The sequence below is a fragment of the Pseudomonas sp. Pseu.R1 genome (genome assembly GCF_045764065.1).
Classification (GTDB): Bacteria; Pseudomonadota; Gammaproteobacteria; order Pseudomonadales; family Pseudomonadaceae; genus Aquipseudomonas.
This window is the reverse complement of the sequence record NZ_JBJGEE020000001.1, coordinates 3,370,006-3,387,224: the sequence shown is the minus strand read 5'-3', so window position 1 is coordinate 3,387,224 and position 17,219 is coordinate 3,370,006. Positions and strand designations below refer to the sequence as shown.

At 55.7% G+C, this 17,219-nt stretch carries 9 protein-coding genes, 2 tRNA genes and 4 rRNA genes; 8 read left to right on the top strand and 7 right to left on the bottom strand.

The features are described from left to right. Positions 1-175: 175 nt before the first annotated feature. The 4 genes from ACI5GA_RS15665 to ACI5GA_RS15650 all read right to left on the bottom strand — a co-directional run bounded on the left by ACI5GA_RS15665 (position 176) and on the right by ACI5GA_RS15650 (position 4,410). The gene (locus ACI5GA_RS15665) at positions 176-1,621 is read right to left on the bottom strand and encodes an NAD(P)(+) transhydrogenase (Re/Si-specific) subunit beta (RefSeq protein ID WP_404639577.1); all 1,446 of its coding nucleotides are present in this window, start codon (positions 1,619-1,621) and stop codon (positions 176-178) included. Then, a complete protein-coding gene (locus ACI5GA_RS15660; RefSeq protein WP_404639579.1) occupies positions 1,621-1,944 on the bottom strand; it encodes an NAD(P) transhydrogenase subunit alpha in 324 nt (107 codons plus the stop codon). The genes ACI5GA_RS15665 and ACI5GA_RS15660 overlap by 1 nt, the downstream gene beginning before the upstream one ends. 11 nt (positions 1,945-1,955) lie before the next feature. Further along, positions 1,956-3,077 carry a Re/Si-specific NAD(P)(+) transhydrogenase subunit alpha gene (locus ACI5GA_RS15655; RefSeq protein WP_421423323.1) on the bottom strand — a complete coding sequence of 374 codons (1,122 nt, stop codon included), beginning with the start codon at positions 3,075-3,077 and terminating at the stop codon, positions 1,956-1,958. Positions 3,078-3,513: 436 nt separating this feature from the next. Next, positions 3,514-4,410 carry a LysR family transcriptional regulator gene (locus ACI5GA_RS15650; RefSeq protein WP_421423322.1) on the bottom strand — a complete coding sequence of 299 codons (897 nt, stop codon included), beginning with the start codon at positions 4,408-4,410 and terminating at the stop codon, positions 3,514-3,516. 174 nt (positions 4,411-4,584) lie between these two features. On the opposite strand from ACI5GA_RS15650, the gene ACI5GA_RS15645 reads away from it, so the two are divergent. From ACI5GA_RS15645 to rrf (ACI5GA_RS15610), 8 genes are all read left to right on the top strand, one after another. Next, positions 4,585-5,766 (top strand): acyl-CoA dehydrogenase, encoded by a 1,182-nt coding sequence (locus ACI5GA_RS15645; protein ID WP_404639585.1) that lies wholly within the window; start codon positions 4,585-4,587, stop codon positions 5,764-5,766. Between the two features lie 10 nt (positions 5,767-5,776). Beyond that, positions 5,777-6,997 carry a CaiB/BaiF CoA transferase family protein gene (locus tag ACI5GA_RS15640; protein ID WP_404639587.1) on the top strand — a complete coding sequence of 407 codons (1,221 nt, stop codon included), beginning with the start codon at positions 5,777-5,779 and terminating at the stop codon, positions 6,995-6,997. A 609-nt stretch (positions 6,998-7,606) separates the two neighbouring features. Further along, positions 7,607-9,143, top strand: a 16S ribosomal RNA gene (locus ACI5GA_RS15635). A 79-nt stretch (positions 9,144-9,222) separates the two neighbouring features. Beyond that, positions 9,223-9,299: transfer RNA gene (locus ACI5GA_RS15630), tRNA-Ile, on the top strand. A gap of 7 nt (positions 9,300-9,306) precedes the next feature. Then, a tRNA-Ala gene (locus ACI5GA_RS15625) sits at positions 9,307-9,382 on the top strand. Between the two features lie 242 nt (positions 9,383-9,624). Continuing rightward, a 23S ribosomal RNA gene (locus ACI5GA_RS15620) occupies positions 9,625-12,514 on the top strand. A gap of 138 nt (positions 12,515-12,652) precedes the next feature. Next, positions 12,653-12,768: ribosomal RNA gene (gene rrf, locus ACI5GA_RS15615) — 5S ribosomal RNA — on the top strand. Positions 12,769-12,877: 109 nt separating this feature from the next. Further along, a 5S ribosomal RNA gene (gene rrf, locus ACI5GA_RS15610) occupies positions 12,878-12,993 on the top strand. Together the 16S, 23S and 5S rRNA genes with 2 tRNA genes alongside form the textbook arrangement of a ribosomal RNA operon. Before the next feature lie 127 nt (positions 12,994-13,120). Here the strand turns inward: rrf (ACI5GA_RS15610) and ACI5GA_RS15605 are convergent. From ACI5GA_RS15605 to ACI5GA_RS15595, 3 genes are all read right to left on the bottom strand, one after another. Continuing rightward, complete coding sequence (locus ACI5GA_RS15605) at positions 13,121-15,604, bottom strand: TonB-dependent siderophore receptor (protein WP_421425484.1); 2,484 nt, start codon at positions 15,602-15,604, stop codon at positions 13,121-13,123. Between the two features lie 107 nt (positions 15,605-15,711). Further along, a complete protein-coding gene (locus tag ACI5GA_RS15600; protein WP_421423321.1) occupies positions 15,712-16,704 on the bottom strand; it encodes a FecR domain-containing protein in 993 nt (330 codons plus the stop codon). After that, positions 16,701-17,201: a sigma-70 family RNA polymerase sigma factor gene (locus tag ACI5GA_RS15595; protein ID WP_421423320.1), complete on the bottom strand. Its 501-nt coding sequence runs from the start codon at positions 17,199-17,201 to the stop codon at positions 16,701-16,703. Before ACI5GA_RS15595 ends, ACI5GA_RS15600 begins: the two co-directional genes overlap by 4 nt. Positions 17,202-17,219 lie beyond the last annotated feature (18 nt).

Below are 17,219 nucleotides of genomic sequence, written 5' to 3'. Positions count from 1 at the left end.
GTACAAGGATGCGAAAGCCCAAGTCTAGAGATTTGAGCTTGTTTGGCTTCACGACCAAGGTCGCATTAGAGGGCTCTAATTAGCGGGTTTTAGCGCAAAACACCTTTACGCAGGCTGTAAAAAACCCTCGACCGATACATGCGTCGAGGGTTCGTTCAGCCGCAGGCCAGAGCCTTTATTCGACGGCCTTGACCATGTCTTCGATGACTTTCTTGGCGTCGCCAAAAACCATCATGGTTTTGTCGAGGTAGAACAGTTCGTTGTCCAGACCGGCATAGCCGCTGGCCATCGAACGCTTGTTGACGATGATCGTCTTGGCCTTGAAGGCTTCGAGAATCGGCATGCCCGCGATCGGCGATTTCGGATCGTTCTTCGCCGCCGGGTTAACCACGTCGTTGGCACCCAATACCAACACCACGTCGGCCTGACCGAACTCGGAGTTGATGTCTTCCATCTCGAACACCTGGTCGTACGGCACTTCGGCCTCGGCGAGCAGCACGTTCATGTGGCCCGGCATACGCCCGGCCACCGGGTGGATTGCGTACTTCACGGTCACACCGGCGTGGGTCAGCTTCTCGGTCAGCTCTTTCAGCGCGTGCTGAGCTCGCGCCACTGCAAGGCCGTAGCCCGGAACGATGATCACGGTGTCAGCGTTGGTCAGCAGGAAAGTGGCGTCGTCCGCCGAGCCGGATTTCACCGGACGTGCTTCTTTGGCGCCACCGGCATCGCCCGCGTCTGCCGCGCCGCCGAAGCCACCGCCGATCACGTTGAAGAACGAGCGGTTCATGGCCTTACACATGATGTAGGACAGAATCGCACCGGACGAGCCGACCAGCGAACCGGCCACGATCAGCATCGAGTTGTTCAGCGAGAAGCCGATACCCGCCGCTGCCCAGCCCGAATAGCTGTTGAGCATCGACACGACCACGGGCATATCAGCGCCACCAATCGGGATGATCAGCAGCACGCCGATCACGAACGCCAGAATCAGCATGATCGCGAAGGCGAACAGGCTGCCGGTGAACATGAACGTCAGACCGAAGAACAGCGTGGCCAGGCCCAGGATCAGGTTCAGCTTGTGCTGACCGGCGAACTGTACCGGTGCGCCTTGGAACAGGCGGAACTTGTACTTGCCCGACAGCTTGCCGAAGGCGATGACCGAACCGGAGAAGGTGATCGCACCAATGGCGGCGCCGAGGAACAGCTCCAGACGGTTACCGGTCGGGATCGAATCGCCCAGGTGCGCAACGATGCCCAACGACTGAGGCTCGACTACCGCGGCGATGGCGATGAATACCGCCGCCAGACCGATCATGCTGTGCATGAACGCGACCAGCTCAGGCATCTTGGTCATCTCAACGCGCTTGGCCATGATCGAACCGGCGGTGCCGCCGACCAGCAGACCGACGATGATGTAACCGATGCCAGCGCTGGCGCCGTCGGTGGAGAGCGCAGCCAGTTTGAACACCAGGCCGATGGTGGTCAGCACTGCCAGACCCATGCCGCACATGCCGAACAGGTTGCCGCGACGGGAGGTGGTTGGGTGCGACAGGCCTTTAAGGGCCTGAATGAAGCAGATCGCCGAAACGAGGTACAACAGGGTGACGAGGTTCATGCTCATTACTTCGATACCTCGTCTTTCGCTTTAGGCGCTTTCTTCTTGAACATTTCCAGCATGCGGCGAGTGACCAGAAAGCCACCGAACACGTTTACCGCAGCCAGTGCGACGGCCAGCGTGCCCATGGTTTTGCCCAGAGGGGTGACGGTCAGGGCAGCAGCCAGCATGGCGCCGACGATGACGATCGCCGAAATGGCGTTGGTCACGGCCATTAGCGGGGTGTGCAGTGCAGGGGTGACGTTCCAGACCACGTGGTAGCCGACGTAGATCGCCAGCACGAAGATGATCAGGTTGTAGACGCCATGAGAGATCAGCATGTCTTCCATTGTTTTTATCCTCAGCCGTTCTTGCGCACGATCTGGCCGTCGCGGCACATCAGGCACGCGGCGACGATGTCGTCTTCGAGGTTGATCTCGAACTGGCCTTCCTTGGTGAAGACCAGCTTCAGGAAATCCAGCAGGTTGCGTGCATAAAGAGCAGACGCGTCAGCCGCCACCAGTGCAGGCAGGTTGGTATGACCCACGATGGTCACGCCGTGCTCGATCACCACCTGATCGGCAACGGTCAGCGGGCAGTTGCCGCCCTGAGCTGCGGCGAGGTCGATGACTACCGAGCCAGGCTTCATCTGCGCGACGGTTTCCGCACTCAGCAGCACCGGAGCCTTGCGACCCGGAATAAGCGCGGTGGTGATGACGATGTCTGCCTGTTTGGCTCGTTCGTGAACGGCCACGGCCTGACGCTGCATCCAGCTCGCGGGCATCGGGCGTGCGTAACCGCCTACGCCTACTGCGCACTCACGTTCTTCGTCAGTCTCATAAGGCACGTCGACGAACTTGGCGCCCAGCGACTCGATCTGCTCCTTCACCGCAGGGCGCACGTCGGAAGCCTCGATGACTGCACCAAGACGTTTGGCAGTGGCGATGGCTTGCAGACCGGCGACACCGGCACCCAGGATCAACACGCGAGCGGCTTTCACCGTACCGGCGGCGGTCATCAGCATCGGCATGAAACGCGGATAGTGATGCGCGGCCAGCAGCACCGATTTGTAACCGGCGATGTTGGCTTGCGAAGACAGCACGTCGAGGCTCTGCGCGCGTGAGGTGCGCGGCGCTGCTTCGAGGGCGAAGGCGGTAATCCCGCGCTCGGCCATCTTGGCGATGATCTCGTTGTTGAACGGGTTGAGCATCCCAATGACAACCGTACCGCTCTTGATCAGAGACAGTTCGCTGTCGCTGGGCGCGACGACCTTGAGGATCAGCTCGGCACCGAAGGCTTCGGCAGCGCTGCCAATCGAAGCACCTGCCGCTTCATAGGCACCGTCCGTGACGCTGGCGGTAATGCCTGCGCCCGACTGAACGGTGACCTTATGACCCTGGCCAATGAGCTTCTTGATGGTTTCCGGAGTAGCAGCAACCCGAGTTTCACCGGACTGGGTTTCTAGAGGGACACCAATGTGCACGTCAAATCTCCTGCGTGATCTTTTTATCTTTTAAAAATAGGCCAGCGCACTGCGGATGGCGCGTCTGGGGCAGCGATCACCACGTCCCCGCCAGAAAAGACGGGGCGCGGCATTTTGCAGGCGGAAATCTGGGGGTTCAAGGAATTCTGTAACGCGACGTGTCTTTGACTACAAGTCACCCTGTGACCGTTTGACGCAACAAAGCGCTACAGGCCTTATATTTAAAGGTGTGCAGCGATATATGGAGTGTTTGAAGTTTTTTTTGTATCGATCACAAGAATGGTGCGCAATCAGGCTGTAAGCCCCGTCATATAAAGCTTTCAGCCTGTTTTGGATAAAGAACACAGGTGTTTCTTAAATGCGACATTGAGAGATATATGTAGTGCTCAAAATTACCTGACTACAAAGTCATGAATGTTGCGCTAATTGCCGAAAGTCAAGGCAGTGCATAGGTTTCAGCTTGTTCCACCAGCCAGTCTCGAAACGCTTTTAATGACGCAGATTCGACTTTTCGCTCTGGAATCATCAAGTAATAGGCTTTTACGCTCGAAAGTGCATGAGCGTTCGCCACTACCAAGCGTTGCTCAGCCAGCTCGCGCTGAATCAGAAAAGGTGGAATCAATGCCACGCCCATCTCATGCATCGCCGCCTGAGCGAGCATGGAGAATAGCTCGTAACGCGGGCCTGTCATGTCGCGGGCGATATTCATGTCCATCGAATTGAACCACTGGCGCCAGGCGTATGGGCGCGTGGTTTGTTGCAGCAACGGCATCTCGGACAATTCACGCGCAGAGAGTCTGGATTTGTTGCCCATTAATTGAGGACTACAAACCGGCATCGGGTTTTCGCTCATCAAGCGATGAGATTCCGTACCTGACCAGTCTGCGTCGCCGAAGTAGATGGCGGCGTCGAAGTCAGTGTCGGCGAATAGGAAAGGCCGCGTGCGGTTAGTCAGGTTGATCGTTACGTCAGGGTTCTGCTGCTGGAAGTCCTTGAGGCGAGGCAGCAGCCATTGGGTGCCAAAAGTCGGAACAACGGCGAGTTCGATCACGTTTGCACCCTGGTGTCCCATTACAGACAAGGTGTCGCGCTCTACCGCATCGAGTTGCATGGCGACACGCCGACTGTAGGAAAGCCCTGCTTCTGTGAGCTTCACCCCTCTACGCGAGCGTCGGAACAGCTCCACATTGAGGAACTCCTCAAGGCTACCAATCTGTCGGCAGATCGCACTTTGGGTGAGGGAAAGTTCTTCAGCGGCCTTCGTAAAGCTCTCATGACGGGCGGCAGCTTCAAAGCTGACCAAGGCGGCAGTGCTGGGAATTTTACGGCGCATGTACGCGAACCTCACTTATCCGAGCCGGATAGCGTTTTTTATTGGTTTTCGGAATGAGAAATTAGCACAGGTCTGTTCGGAATCCTCGTTTGCCCGCATGCCGATCCGCGCCTAGGATCAATCCACGACTTTTCCCGGCATCGACCGGGAACATCATTGAGCGAGGAGAAAGTCATGGGCGGTAAGGCAAGCTTCAACTGGATCGATCCACTGTTACTGGATCAGCAGCTCACTGAAGAGGAGCGCATGGTTCGTGACAGCGCCGAACAATTCGCCCAGGACAAACTCGCGCCCCGCGTGCTTGAAGCTTTCCGCCATGAGCAGACCGACCCTGCCATCTTTCGCGAAATGGGCGAAGTCGGCCTGCTCGGCGCGACCATCCCTGAGCAATATGGTGGAAGCGGCCTGAATTACGTCTGCTACGGCTTGATCGCCCGCGAGGTTGAGCGCGTTGATTCTGGCTACCGTTCGATGATGAGCGTGCAATCCTCACTGGTCATGGTGCCAATCAACGAATTTGGCACTGAGGCGCAGAAGCAGAAGTACCTGCCAAAGTTGGCGTCTGGCGAATGGATTGGCTGTTTTGGCCTGACCGAGCCTAACCATGGCTCCGACCCTGGCGCGATGATCACCCGCGCCAGAACGGTTGAAGGCGGTTATCGCCTGACCGGTAGCAAAATGTGGATTACCAACAGTCCAATCGCTGATGTCTTCGTCGTTTGGGCGAAAGACGATGCCGGGGATATCCGAGGCTTCGTTTTGGAAAAGGGCTGGCAGGGGCTGAGTGCTCCGGCGATACACGGCAAGGTCGGCCTGCGCGCGTCGATCACTGGCGAGATTGTCATGGACAATGTGTTTGTGCCCGAAGAGAACATCTTTCCGGATGTGCGCGGTCTGAAAGGGCCGTTTACCTGCCTTAACTCGGCGCGCTATGGCATCTCATGGGGGGCGTTGGGTGCGGCCGAGTTCTGTTGGCACACTGCTAGGCAGTACACCCTGGATCGTCAGCAGTTTGGGCGTCCATTGGCAGCCAATCAGTTGATCCAGAAAAAGCTGGCCGACATGCAGACCGAGATTACGCTGGCTCTTCAAGGCTGCCTGCGTCTGGGTCGTATGAAGGATGAGGGCACAGCGGCAGTAGAAATCACTTCGATCATGAAGCGCAATTCGTGTGGCAAGTCGCTGGATATCGCACGTATGGCTCGCGACATGCTCGGTGGTAACGGGATTTCCGACGAGTTCGGCATTGCTCGCCATCTGGTTAACCTGGAAGTCGTGAATACCTATGAAGGCACTCATGATGTGCATGCGCTGATTCTGGGGCGTGCGCAGACCGGCATTCAGGCGTTCTATTAAGGAGTCGGCCATGGGCGCGCTGTCACATTTGCGTGTGCTGGACCTGTCTAGGGTGCTGGCCGGACCTTGGGCGGGGCAAATCCTGGCTGACCTCGGCGCTGACGTGATCAAGATCGAGCGTCCCGGCAATGGCGATGATACGCGCGCCTGGGGGCCACCCTTCTTGAAGGATTCGCGAGGCGAGAACACTTCTGAAGCGGCGTACTACCTGTCGGCGAATCGGAACAAGCAGTCGGTCACCATCGATTTCACTCGGCCTGAGGGTCAGAAGCTCGTGCGTGAGCTGGCGGCGAAGTCCGACATCGTGATCGAGAACTTCAAGGTCGGCGGCCTCAAGGCCTATGGCCTTGACTACGAATCGCTACGAGCGGAAAACCCAGGGCTTATCTACTGCTCGATCACCGGCTTCGGGCAAACCGGGCCGTATGCGAAGCGCGCGGGTTATGACTTCATGATTCAGGGGCTCGGCGGACTGATGAGTCTGACCGGGCGTCCCGAGGGGGATGAAGGTGCTGGGCCTGTGAAAGTCGGCGTGGCACTGACCGACATTCTTACGGGGTTGTATTCGACGTCGGCGATTCTTGCGGCATTGGCGCACCGTGATCAGGGTGGGGTGGGGCAGCACATCGATATGGCATTGCTGGATGTGCAGGTAGCATGCCTGGCGAATCAGGCCATGAACTATCTGACCACCGGCGTGCCACCTCGGCGCCTTGGCAATGCGCATCCGAACATCGTGCCCTATCAGGATTTTCCGACGGCGGATGGCGATTTCATCCTTACCGTGGGCAACGACGGCCAGTTCCGTAAGTTTGCGGAAGTCGCGGGTCAGCCGCAGTGGGCTGATGATCCGCGCTTTGCGACCAACAAGCAGCGTGTGGCTCATCGAACTGAGCTGATTCCTCTGATTCGTCAGGCGACGGTATTCAAGACCACCGCTGAGTGGGTGGCTGCGCTTGAGCAGGCGGGGGTGCCCTGTGGGCCAATCAACGATGTTGCGCAGGTGTTCGCGGACCCTCAGGTACAGGCGCGGGGCCTTAGGGTTGAGTTGCCCCATGCTTTGGGCGGAACGGTGCCTCAAGTGGCGAGCCCTATTCGGTTATCTGGAACGCCTGTGGAATATCGGCGCGCGCCGCCGCTATTGGGCGAGCACACACTTGAAGTGCTGACGGGCGTTTTGGGGCTTTCAGATGAGGCTGTCATGACGTTGCGTGAAGCGGGTGTTCTGTAGCTCTTTTATTAGGGAGTTGGTGGGTGCCAATTTCCTATATAAACAGAAGGAAGTGATTGATTTGCTTCGGATTCTGTCTTTTTCACAAAAACGTTAAATTAAAGGTTGACGCCCCTTCAGATGTCTCTATAATTCGCCCCACTTCCGGCGCAGTCGGAACCGAAAACTCCTTGTAGATCAACGAGTTAGCGGTTTCTAGATAGAGTTGGAAGTGCTTCGGTTTTTCGGCTTGTGGCTCGAATCGAAAGCGGTGAAAAAGGGTGTTGACAGCAGCGAGTAACGCTGTAGAATTCGCCTCCCGCTAACGTGAGATGCCAAATCGAACGAAGCGCAAGTGGTTGAAGTTGAAAAAGAAATTTTGAAAACTTCTGAAAATAACCGCTTGACAAGATGAGACGCTGCTGTAGAATGCGCGCCTCGGTTGAGACGAAAGATTCTTGACCAACCGCTCTTTAACAACTGAATCAAGCAATTCGTGTGGGTGCTTGCGCTGTAAGACTGAAGTCAACAGATTATCAGCATCGCAAATTACTCCACGAGAAATCATGGTTTAACCAACGATTGCTGAGCCAAGTTTATAGGGTTTTCTCAAAACCCGATTGCAGTATTGAACTGAAGAGTTTGATCATGGCTCAGATTGAACGCTGGCGGCAGGCCTAACACATGCAAGTCGAGCGGATGAAGGGAGCTTGCTCTCTGATTCAGCGGCGGACGGGTGAGTAATGCCTAGGAATCTGCCTGGTAGTGGGGGACAACGTCTCGAAAGGGACGCTAATACCGCATACGTCCTACGGGAGAAAGTGGGGGCTCTTCGGACCTCACGCTATCAGATGAGCCTAGGTCGGATTAGCTAGTTGGTGAGGTAATGGCTCACCAAGGCGACGATCCGTAACTGGTCTGAGAGGATGATCAGTCACACTGGAACTGAGACACGGTCCAGACTCCTACGGGAGGCAGCAGTGGGGAATATTGGACAATGGGCGAAAGCCTGATCCAGCCATGCCGCGTGTGTGAAGAAGGTCTTCGGATTGTAAAGCACTTTAAGTTGGGAGGAAGGGCAGTAAGTTAATACCTTGCTGTTTTGACGTTACCGACAGAATAAGCACCGGCTAACTCTGTGCCAGCAGCCGCGGTAATACAGAGGGTGCAAGCGTTAATCGGAATTACTGGGCGTAAAGCGCGCGTAGGTGGTTTGTTAAGTTGGATGTGAAAGCCCCGGGCTCAACCTGGGAACTGCATCCAAAACTGGCAAGCTAGAGTAGGGCAGAGGGTGGTGGAATTTCCTGTGTAGCGGTGAAATGCGTAGATATAGGAAGGAACACCAGTGGCGAAGGCGACCACCTGGGCTCATACTGACACTGAGGTGCGAAAGCGTGGGGAGCAAACAGGATTAGATACCCTGGTAGTCCACGCCGTAAACGATGTCAACTAGCCGTTGGAATCCTTGAGATTTTAGTGGCGCAGCTAACGCATTAAGTTGACCGCCTGGGGAGTACGGCCGCAAGGTTAAAACTCAAATGAATTGACGGGGGCCCGCACAAGCGGTGGAGCATGTGGTTTAATTCGAAGCAACGCGAAGAACCTTACCAGGCCTTGACATCCAGTGAACTTACCAGAGATGGTTTGGTGCCTTCGGGAACACTGAGACAGGTGCTGCATGGCTGTCGTCAGCTCGTGTCGTGAGATGTTGGGTTAAGTCCCGTAACGAGCGCAACCCTTGTCCTTAGTTACCAGCACGTTATGGTGGGCACTCTAAGGAGACTGCCGGTGACAAACCGGAGGAAGGTGGGGATGACGTCAAGTCATCATGGCCCTTACGGCCTGGGCTACACACGTGCTACAATGGTCGGTACAAAGGGTTGCCAAGCCGCGAGGTGGAGCTAATCCCATAAAACCGATCGTAGTCCGGATCGCAGTCTGCAACTCGACTGCGTGAAGTCGGAATCGCTAGTAATCGCGAATCAGAATGTCGCGGTGAATACGTTCCCGGGCCTTGTACACACCGCCCGTCACACCATGGGAGTGGGTTGCACCAGAAGTAGCTAGTCTAACCTTCGGGAGGACGGTTACCACGGTGTGATTCATGACTGGGGTGAAGTCGTAACAAGGTAGCCGTAGGGGAACCTGCGGCTGGATCACCTCCTTAATCGAAGACTCGGCTGCTTCGCAAGTTCCCACACGAATTGCTTGATTCATTGAAGAAGACGATAAGCAGAGCCTTTAATAGGTCTGTAGCTCAGTTGGTTAGAGCGCACCCCTGATAAGGGTGAGGTCGGCAGTTCAAATCTGCCCAGACCTACCAGTTCCCTGGGGCCATAGCTCAGCTGGGAGAGCGCCTGCCTTGCACGCAGGAGGTCAGCGGTTCGATCCCGCTTGGCTCCACCATTTACTGGTTTGCCGCTGCTTGTGTTGCTTAAAGCTTAGAAATGAGCATTCCATCAGGCTGATGATGAATGTTGATTTCTGGTCTTTGATCAGATCGTTCTTTAAAAATTCGGGTATGTGATAGAAAGATAGACTGAAGGCCACTTTCACTGGTGGAACTTCAGGCTAAGGTAAAGTTTGTGAATAGCAAACTTTCGGCGAATGTCGTCTTCACAGTATAACCAGATTGCTTGGGGTTATATGGTCAAGTGAAGAAGCGCATACGGTGGATGCCTTGGCAGTCAGAGGCGATGAAAGACGTGGTAGCCTGCGAAAAGCTTCGGGGAGTCGGCAAACAGACTGTGATCCGGAGATGTCTGAATGGGGGAACCCAGCGGTCACAAGACCGTTATCTTGCACTGAATACATAGGTGCAAGAGGCGAACCAGGGGAACTGAAACATCTAAGTACCCTGAGGAAAAGAAATCAACCGAGATTCCCTTAGTAGTGGCGAGCGAACGGGGACCAGCCCTTAAGTTGATTTGAGGTTAGCGGAACGCTCTGGAAAGTGCGGCCATAGTGGGTGATAGCCCTGTACGCGAAAACCTCTTGTCAATGAAATCGAGTAGGACGGGGCACGAGAAACCTTGTCTGAACATGGGGGGACCATCCTCCAAGGCTAAATACTACTGACTGACCGATAGTGAACCAGTACCGTGAGGGAAAGGCGAAAAGAACCGCGGAGAGCGGAGTGAAATAGATCCTGAAACCGTATGTGTACAAGCAGTGGGAGCCTACTTTGTTAGGTGACTGCGTACCTTTTGTATAATGGGTCAGCGACTTATTTTCAGTGGCGAGCTTAACCGAATAGGGGAGGCGTAGCGAAAGCGAGTCTTAATAGGGCGTCTAGTCGCTGGGAATAGACCCGAAACCGGGCGATCTATCCATGGGCAGGTTGAAGGTTAGGTAACACTGACTGGAGGACCGAACCGACTACCGTTGAAAAGTTAGCGGATGACCTGTGGATCGGAGTGAAAGGCTAATCAAGCTCGGAGATAGCTGGTTCTCCTCGAAAGCTATTTAGGTAGCGCCTCATGTATCACTGTAGGGGGTAGAGCACTGTTTCGGCTAGGGGTCATCCCGACTTACCAAACCGATGCAAACTCCGAATACCTACAAGTGCCGAGCATGGGAGACACACGGCGGGTGCTAACGTCCGTCGTGAAAAGGGAAACAACCCAGACCGTCAGCTAAGGTCCCAAAGTCATGGTTAAGTGGGAAACGATGTGGGAAGGCTTAGACAGCTAGGAGGTTGGCTTAGAAGCAGCCACCCTTTAAAGAAAGCGTAATAGCTCACTAGTCGAGTCGGCCTGCGCGGAAGATGTAACGGGGCTCAAACCATGCACCGAAGCTACGGGTATCACTTAGGTGATGCGGTAGAGGAGCGTTCTGTAAGCCTGTGAAGGTGAGTTGAGAAGCTTGCTGGAGGTATCAGAAGTGCGAATGCTGACATGAGTAACGACAATGGGTGTGAAAAACACCCACGCCGAAAGACCAAGGTTTCCTGCGCAACGTTAATCGACGCAGGGTTAGTCGGTCCCTAAGGCGAGGCTGAAAAGCGTAGTCGATGGAAAACAGGTTAATATTCCTGTACTTCCGGTTATTGCGATGGAGGGACGGAGAAGGCTAGGCCAGCCTGGCGTTGGTTGTCCAGGTTTAAGGTGGTAGGCTGAAATCTTAGGTAAATCCGGGGTTTCAAGGCCGAGAGCTGATGACGAGTGTTCTTTCGAACACGAAGTGGTTGATGCCATGCTTCCAAGAAAAGCTTCTAAGCTTCAGATAATCGGGAACCGTACCCCAAACCGACACAGGTGGTTAGGTAGAGAATACCAAGGCGCTTGAGAGAACTCGGGTGAAGGAACTAGGCAAAATGGCACCGTAACTTCGGGAGAAGGTGCGCCGGTGAGGGTGAAGGACTTGCTCCGTAAGCCCATGCCGGTCGAAGATACCAGGCCGCTGCGACTGTTTATTAAAAACACAGCACTCTGCAAACACGAAAGTGGACGTATAGGGTGTGACGCCTGCCCGGTGCCGGAAGGTTAATTGATGGGGTTAGCGAAAGCGAAGCTCTTGATCGAAGCCCCGGTAAACGGCGGCCGTAACTATAACGGTCCTAAGGTAGCGAAATTCCTTGTCGGGTAAGTTCCGACCTGCACGAATGGCGTAACGATGGCGGCGCTGTCTCCACCCGAGACTCAGTGAAATTGAAATCGCTGTGAAGATGCAGTGTATCCGCGGCTAGACGGAAAGACCCCGTGAACCTTTACTATAGCTTTGCACTGGACTTTGAATTTGCTTGTGTAGGATAGGTGGGAGGCTTTGAAGCGTGAACGCCAGTTTGCGTGGAGCCATCCTTGAAATACCACCCTGGCAACTTTGAGGTTCTAACTCAGGTCCGTCATCCGGATCGAGGACAGTGTATGGTGGGTAGTTTGACTGGGGCGGTCTCCTCCTAAAGAGTAACGGAGGAGTACGAAGGTGCGCTCAGACCGGTCGGAAATCGGTCGCAGAGTATAAAGGCAAAAGCGCGCTTGACTGCGAGACAGACACGTCGAGCAGGTACGAAAGTAGGTCTTAGTGATCCGGTGGTTCTGTATGGAAGGGCCATCGCTCAACGGATAAAAGGTACTCCGGGGATAACAGGCTGATACCGCCCAAGAGTTCATATCGACGGCGGTGTTTGGCACCTCGATGTCGGCTCATCACATCCTGGGGCTGAAGCCGGTCCCAAGGGTATGGCTGTTCGCCATTTAAAGTGGTACGCGAGCTGGGTTTAGAACGTCGTGAGACAGTTCGGTCCCTATCTGCCGTGGACGTTTGAGATTTGAGAGGGGCTGCTCCTAGTACGAGAGGACCGGAGTGGACGAACCTCTGGTGTTCCGGTTGTCACGCCAGTGGCATTGCCGGGTAGCTATGTTCGGAAAAGATAACCGCTGAAAGCATCTAAGCGGGAAACTTGCCTCAAGATGAGATCTCACTGGAACCTTGAGTTCCCTGAAGGGCCGTCGAAGACTACGACGTTGATAGGTGGGGTGTGTAAGCGCTGTGAGGCGTTGAGCTAACCCATACTAATTGCCCGTGAGGCTTGACCATATAACACCCAAGCAATTTGAGCCAAGGGCCGGATTGCGGTGACTGTGGAGACGACACGAACCGAGAGTTTGCGTCACGAACGGATATCACATACCTGATTTGCTGAAGCGTCGGAAGACGAGTCGGCACACCGAATTTCTTGACGACCATAGAGTGTTGGAACCACCTGATCCCATCCCGAACTCAGAAGTGAAACGATACATCGCCGATGGTAGTGTGGGGTTTCCCCATGTGAGAGTAGGTCATCGTCAAGATTCAATTGCAGAACCCCGTTTGCGAAAGCAGACGGGGTTTTGTCTTTATAAGTGAAGGTCACCGAATTTCGCTGACACGTTACCTGGTAACGGATCGGCTACAGAATTTCTTGACGACCATAGAGCATTGGAACCACCTGATCCCATCCCGAACTCAGAAGTGAAACGATGCATCGCCGATGGTAGTGTGGGGTTTCCCCATGTGAGAGTAGGTCATCGTCAAGATTAAATTCCGAAACCCCTGTCTGCTAACGCAGACAGGGGTTTTGTCGTTTCGGAGGCTCATAAATTAGCGAGACAAAAAAGCCAGCCTCTGCTGCCAAAGGCTGGCTGGGGTCAGCAGTCGCAGCTTTTAGAACTGGTAACTCACCGTCGCACTGACGTTGCGTTCTTCACCCATGTAGCAGAAGTTCAGGCTGGCGCACGACGCGACGTAACTCTCGTTGGTGAGGTTGTTTGCATTGAGCCGCACATCAACACCCTTCAGACCCACCTTGCTCAAGTCGTACCCCACCGAAGCGTCCCATAGCGTGTAGGAAGGCACCTTCAGGGTGTTCTCGGCGTCGACCCAACTCGAACCTACATAGCGCAAACCTGTGCCCAGACGCAGCCCATCGAGTACTCCACTGTTGAACCGGTAGTCACCCCATATCGACGCCATATGTTTGGGTGCCTGAGTCGGCGAATTGCCTTTGTTATTCACGTCGCTCACAGTGCTGGGCATTGATTTGGAATAGTCAATATCCGTCAGCGTATAGCTACCCAGAAGCTTCAAATTGTCAGTGAGCTGGACATGGGCTTCGAGTTCCAGTCCTTGAGAGCGAACCGCACCGATTGCGCGATAGAAGTTCTCTTGGGGCAGCTTCGTCGCCAGATTTTCCTGATCGATGCGGAACACTGAGGCCGTGAACAAGTTGTCGGTGCCCGGTGGCTGATACTTGATACCTGCTTCCCATTGCTTGCCATCAGTAGGCGCGAGCGGGTTGCCTGCACTATCCGAATACGAATTGGGGTTGAACGACTCGGAATAGCTGAGATACGGCGCAATGCCGTTATCGAACAAATAGAGCACCCCGGCGCGGCCAGTGGTTTTGGTGCGCTTGTCACTGATCTCGGTGCCTTCAGGGCGCCCAAACTCGGCGATACGGTTTTCGTCGGAAGTCTCAACCCAGTCATGACGCAGGCCCAACGAGAAGCGCCATTTGTCCCATTCGATCAAATCTTGCGCGTACATGCCGGTCTGCTCCAGACGGCGCAGGTAACTGGTTGGGTCGTAATAGGTGATCTGCGAGTTGCCGTACACCGGGTTGAATGCGTTGATCGGCGCCAGTGAGCCGCTCTGCCAGTCGACGACTGTCTTGCGACGCTGGTAATCCGCGCCCACCAGGGTGGTGTGTTTGACCGGACCGGTAAAGAAGTCCGCTTGCAGCATGTTGTCGACGATGTACGAATGCAGGTGTTCATTCGCACCCGAGTAGTAGCGATTCAACTCATTACTCGTAGGGCTCGTCCAGCCGTAGCTGTAGACCTGATCCAGACTCACTTTCGAATCCAGATAGCGGAAGTTCTGGCGAGCGGTGAAGACCTCGTTGAAGCGGTGTTCGAATTGATAGCTGAAGGATTGCTGATTACGGCTGTAGCCATCAATCCCCGGTTCACCCTCAAAGAAGTGCTCAGAGATCCGCTGCCCATTGCGCTGATGCAGCACGCCGTCTGCCGGGTTGCCGCCGTGGTAGCCGCCTTCGGGGTCATGTTGCAGATAGGCCTGGAGTGTCAACGATGTATCTTCGGTGAAGTCGATGCTCAGTGTGGGGGCTAATGCGTAGCGCTTCTCTGATGCGTTATCGAACTGGGTATCGGATTTATCGGTCAGGCCCACCAGACGATAGGCAATGCTTTTGTCGTCATCCACAGGGCCGCTGAAGTCAAAGCCCACACCACGCTGGTTGTTGGACCCAACAGTGGCTTGAATTTGGTGATAGGGCTCATACAGCGGCTTCTTGCTGGTCAGTGCGACCAGACCACCCGGCGAACTGCGGCCATACAAAACTGATGAGGGTCCCTTGAGGATATCGACGCGTTCGAGGAAATATGGATCGACCTGCATCGTGCTGTACGTGCCGCTATCCCCCATGGACTTCAGGCCGTCGAGGTAAATGTTGTCCACCGACCCGTCGTTGAAGCCGCGCATCGCCACATAATCGTAACGGTGCGTCGCGCCATAGGGGTTGGTCAGCACACCCGGCGTGTAACGCATGGCCTGAGCAACGGTCTGTGCGCCCTGATCGTCCATCTGCTCGCGGGTCACGACTGATACCGATTGCGACGTCTCCAGCAGTGGGGTGCTGGTTTTGGTCGCGATCTGGCTGTGGGTCGCGTTGTAGCCCTCCATGCTGCCCAGCGCGTTACCCAATGCGAAGCCGCGCACGTCGGTGCTGGGCAATGCCATCGCCTGATCACTGACACTGCGCAACACATAGCTGCTGCCGTCCTGACTGACCGCTTGCAGACCGCTGCCGCCCAACAAAATGGCCAGGGCTTGATCGTTGGAGTAACTGCCTTGAAGGCCTGGGGACCTAAGCCCGACAGTCTGTTCTGGTGTGGCCGAGAGCATGATGTCGGCCTGGCGCGCGAACTGGTTCAGCGCATCGCCTAATGAACCTGCCGGGATTGAATAACTGCGCGCCGGATTGACGACGGCTGGCGTATCGGCCGCTAACGCATGCAGGGGCAGTACGCCAGCGGACAGCGTGGTGGAAATCAGCGCGGCGCGGATGGCTGAACCAAGCAGGGAGGGTTTGACTGCGCCTGAAGCGTATGTCTGAGGGGACTGCATTGCACACTGAAGCCGGGTCATTGCGGGTTCCGTTGAGTTCGGTGAGAGTAGGGGTACTGATCTCTAAGCCGGACTTGCGAACGAAACCCGCCAAAAATAATTGAACGTCATGCGTTGCGTTGCAGCGTCACCCACCAACGCGTGCGGTACTTGAGTTGTACCGGTAGTGTTTGCGGCAACATGGCCAGCAGCTTGTCGGTATCTTCCAGGCGGAACACGCCGGACAGGCGCAAATCGGCGATGTCTTGCGTGCAGCCCAAGTAGCCATGACGATAGCGCGAAACTTCGGCGAGGAAGTCATCCAGCCGCATGTTGCGCGTGACGATCAGGCCGTCAGCCCAAGCGCCGGGGTCCATGTCCAGTTGGGGTATCCGTTCCACTCGCTGTCCATTCACGGAGTAGCTTTGACCTGCCTGAACGGTCACCGAACCCGCACCCGGCGAGCGGATCAGCACGCTTCCCTCGGTCACACTGAGCCGCGTATGGTCCGACTCCTGACGAACCACGAAACGCGCCGACTGTCCCTCGAACACCCCGTGTCGACAACTGACCAGTAATGGCCTTGATGTGGCGCTCTGTGCATCGGCACTACATCTGACGAGAATTTCGCCCTTGTTCAACCGAATCAGGCGCTGGGTTGGACTGAAATCCTGATCCACAGCTGTGTCGGTATTGAGCCGCAGGCGCGTGCCATCCGTCAGCACGATCCCTCTGCGTTCCCCGACACCGGTAGAGAAATCAGCGCTCCACTGCTGCCAAGGGACTACATCTCTGGCCAGGTACGCGCTCGCCCCCACGACTAAAACCCCTGACAACAGCTTCAACGCCTGCCTGCGGCCCAGTCGCTGGGCGCTGTTTTCCAGCGCATCAAACACCGCACCACCGGCAGGTAATGCCTGAAAGCGGCTGTGCAAATCGGCATTCATCGCCACGACACGCTGCCAGGCGCATTCGTGATCGGGGTGTGCAACACGCCATTGTTCACAGCGTTGACGCATGCGTGGACTCGCCGAGTGGTTGTTCAAGCGCATCATCCATTCGATGGCCTGGCGCACCACGACTGGAGAGGGTTGATGGTCTCGCGCCGATGCCTGGCTCATTCGCCATACCGCAACTGATAGCAGTGATACAGCGCATCGGCGACGTAGCGTTCGACTGACCGCACGGAAATGCTCATCTGCTCGGCGATCTGCTTGTACGGTATGCCTTCGCACTGGGCCAGCAGAAAGGCCCGACGTACCTTGGGTTTGAGTCCGTCGAGCATTTTGGCGATGCTTTCCAGCAACTCGAATACCAGTTCACGGGATTCCGGCGAAGGTGTTTCGTGCTCGGGCAACTGGGCGAGGGCTTCGAGATAGGCACGTTCCAGTTCTTCACGACGCCAATGGTCGATGACCAGGCCTCGTGCGACTGTGCGCAGAAACGCTCTAGGCGCTTTCAGCTCCAGCCGTTCGCTGCGATTGATCAAACGAACGAAGGTGTCTTGGGCCAGATCGGCGGCATCGGCGGCGTTACCCAGCTTGCTGCGCAGCCAGCCGTTGAGCCAGCCGTGGTGATCGCTGTAGAGGGTACGCAGGGTCGCGTCGCAAGAGGGCATCGATACGCGCCATCCCCA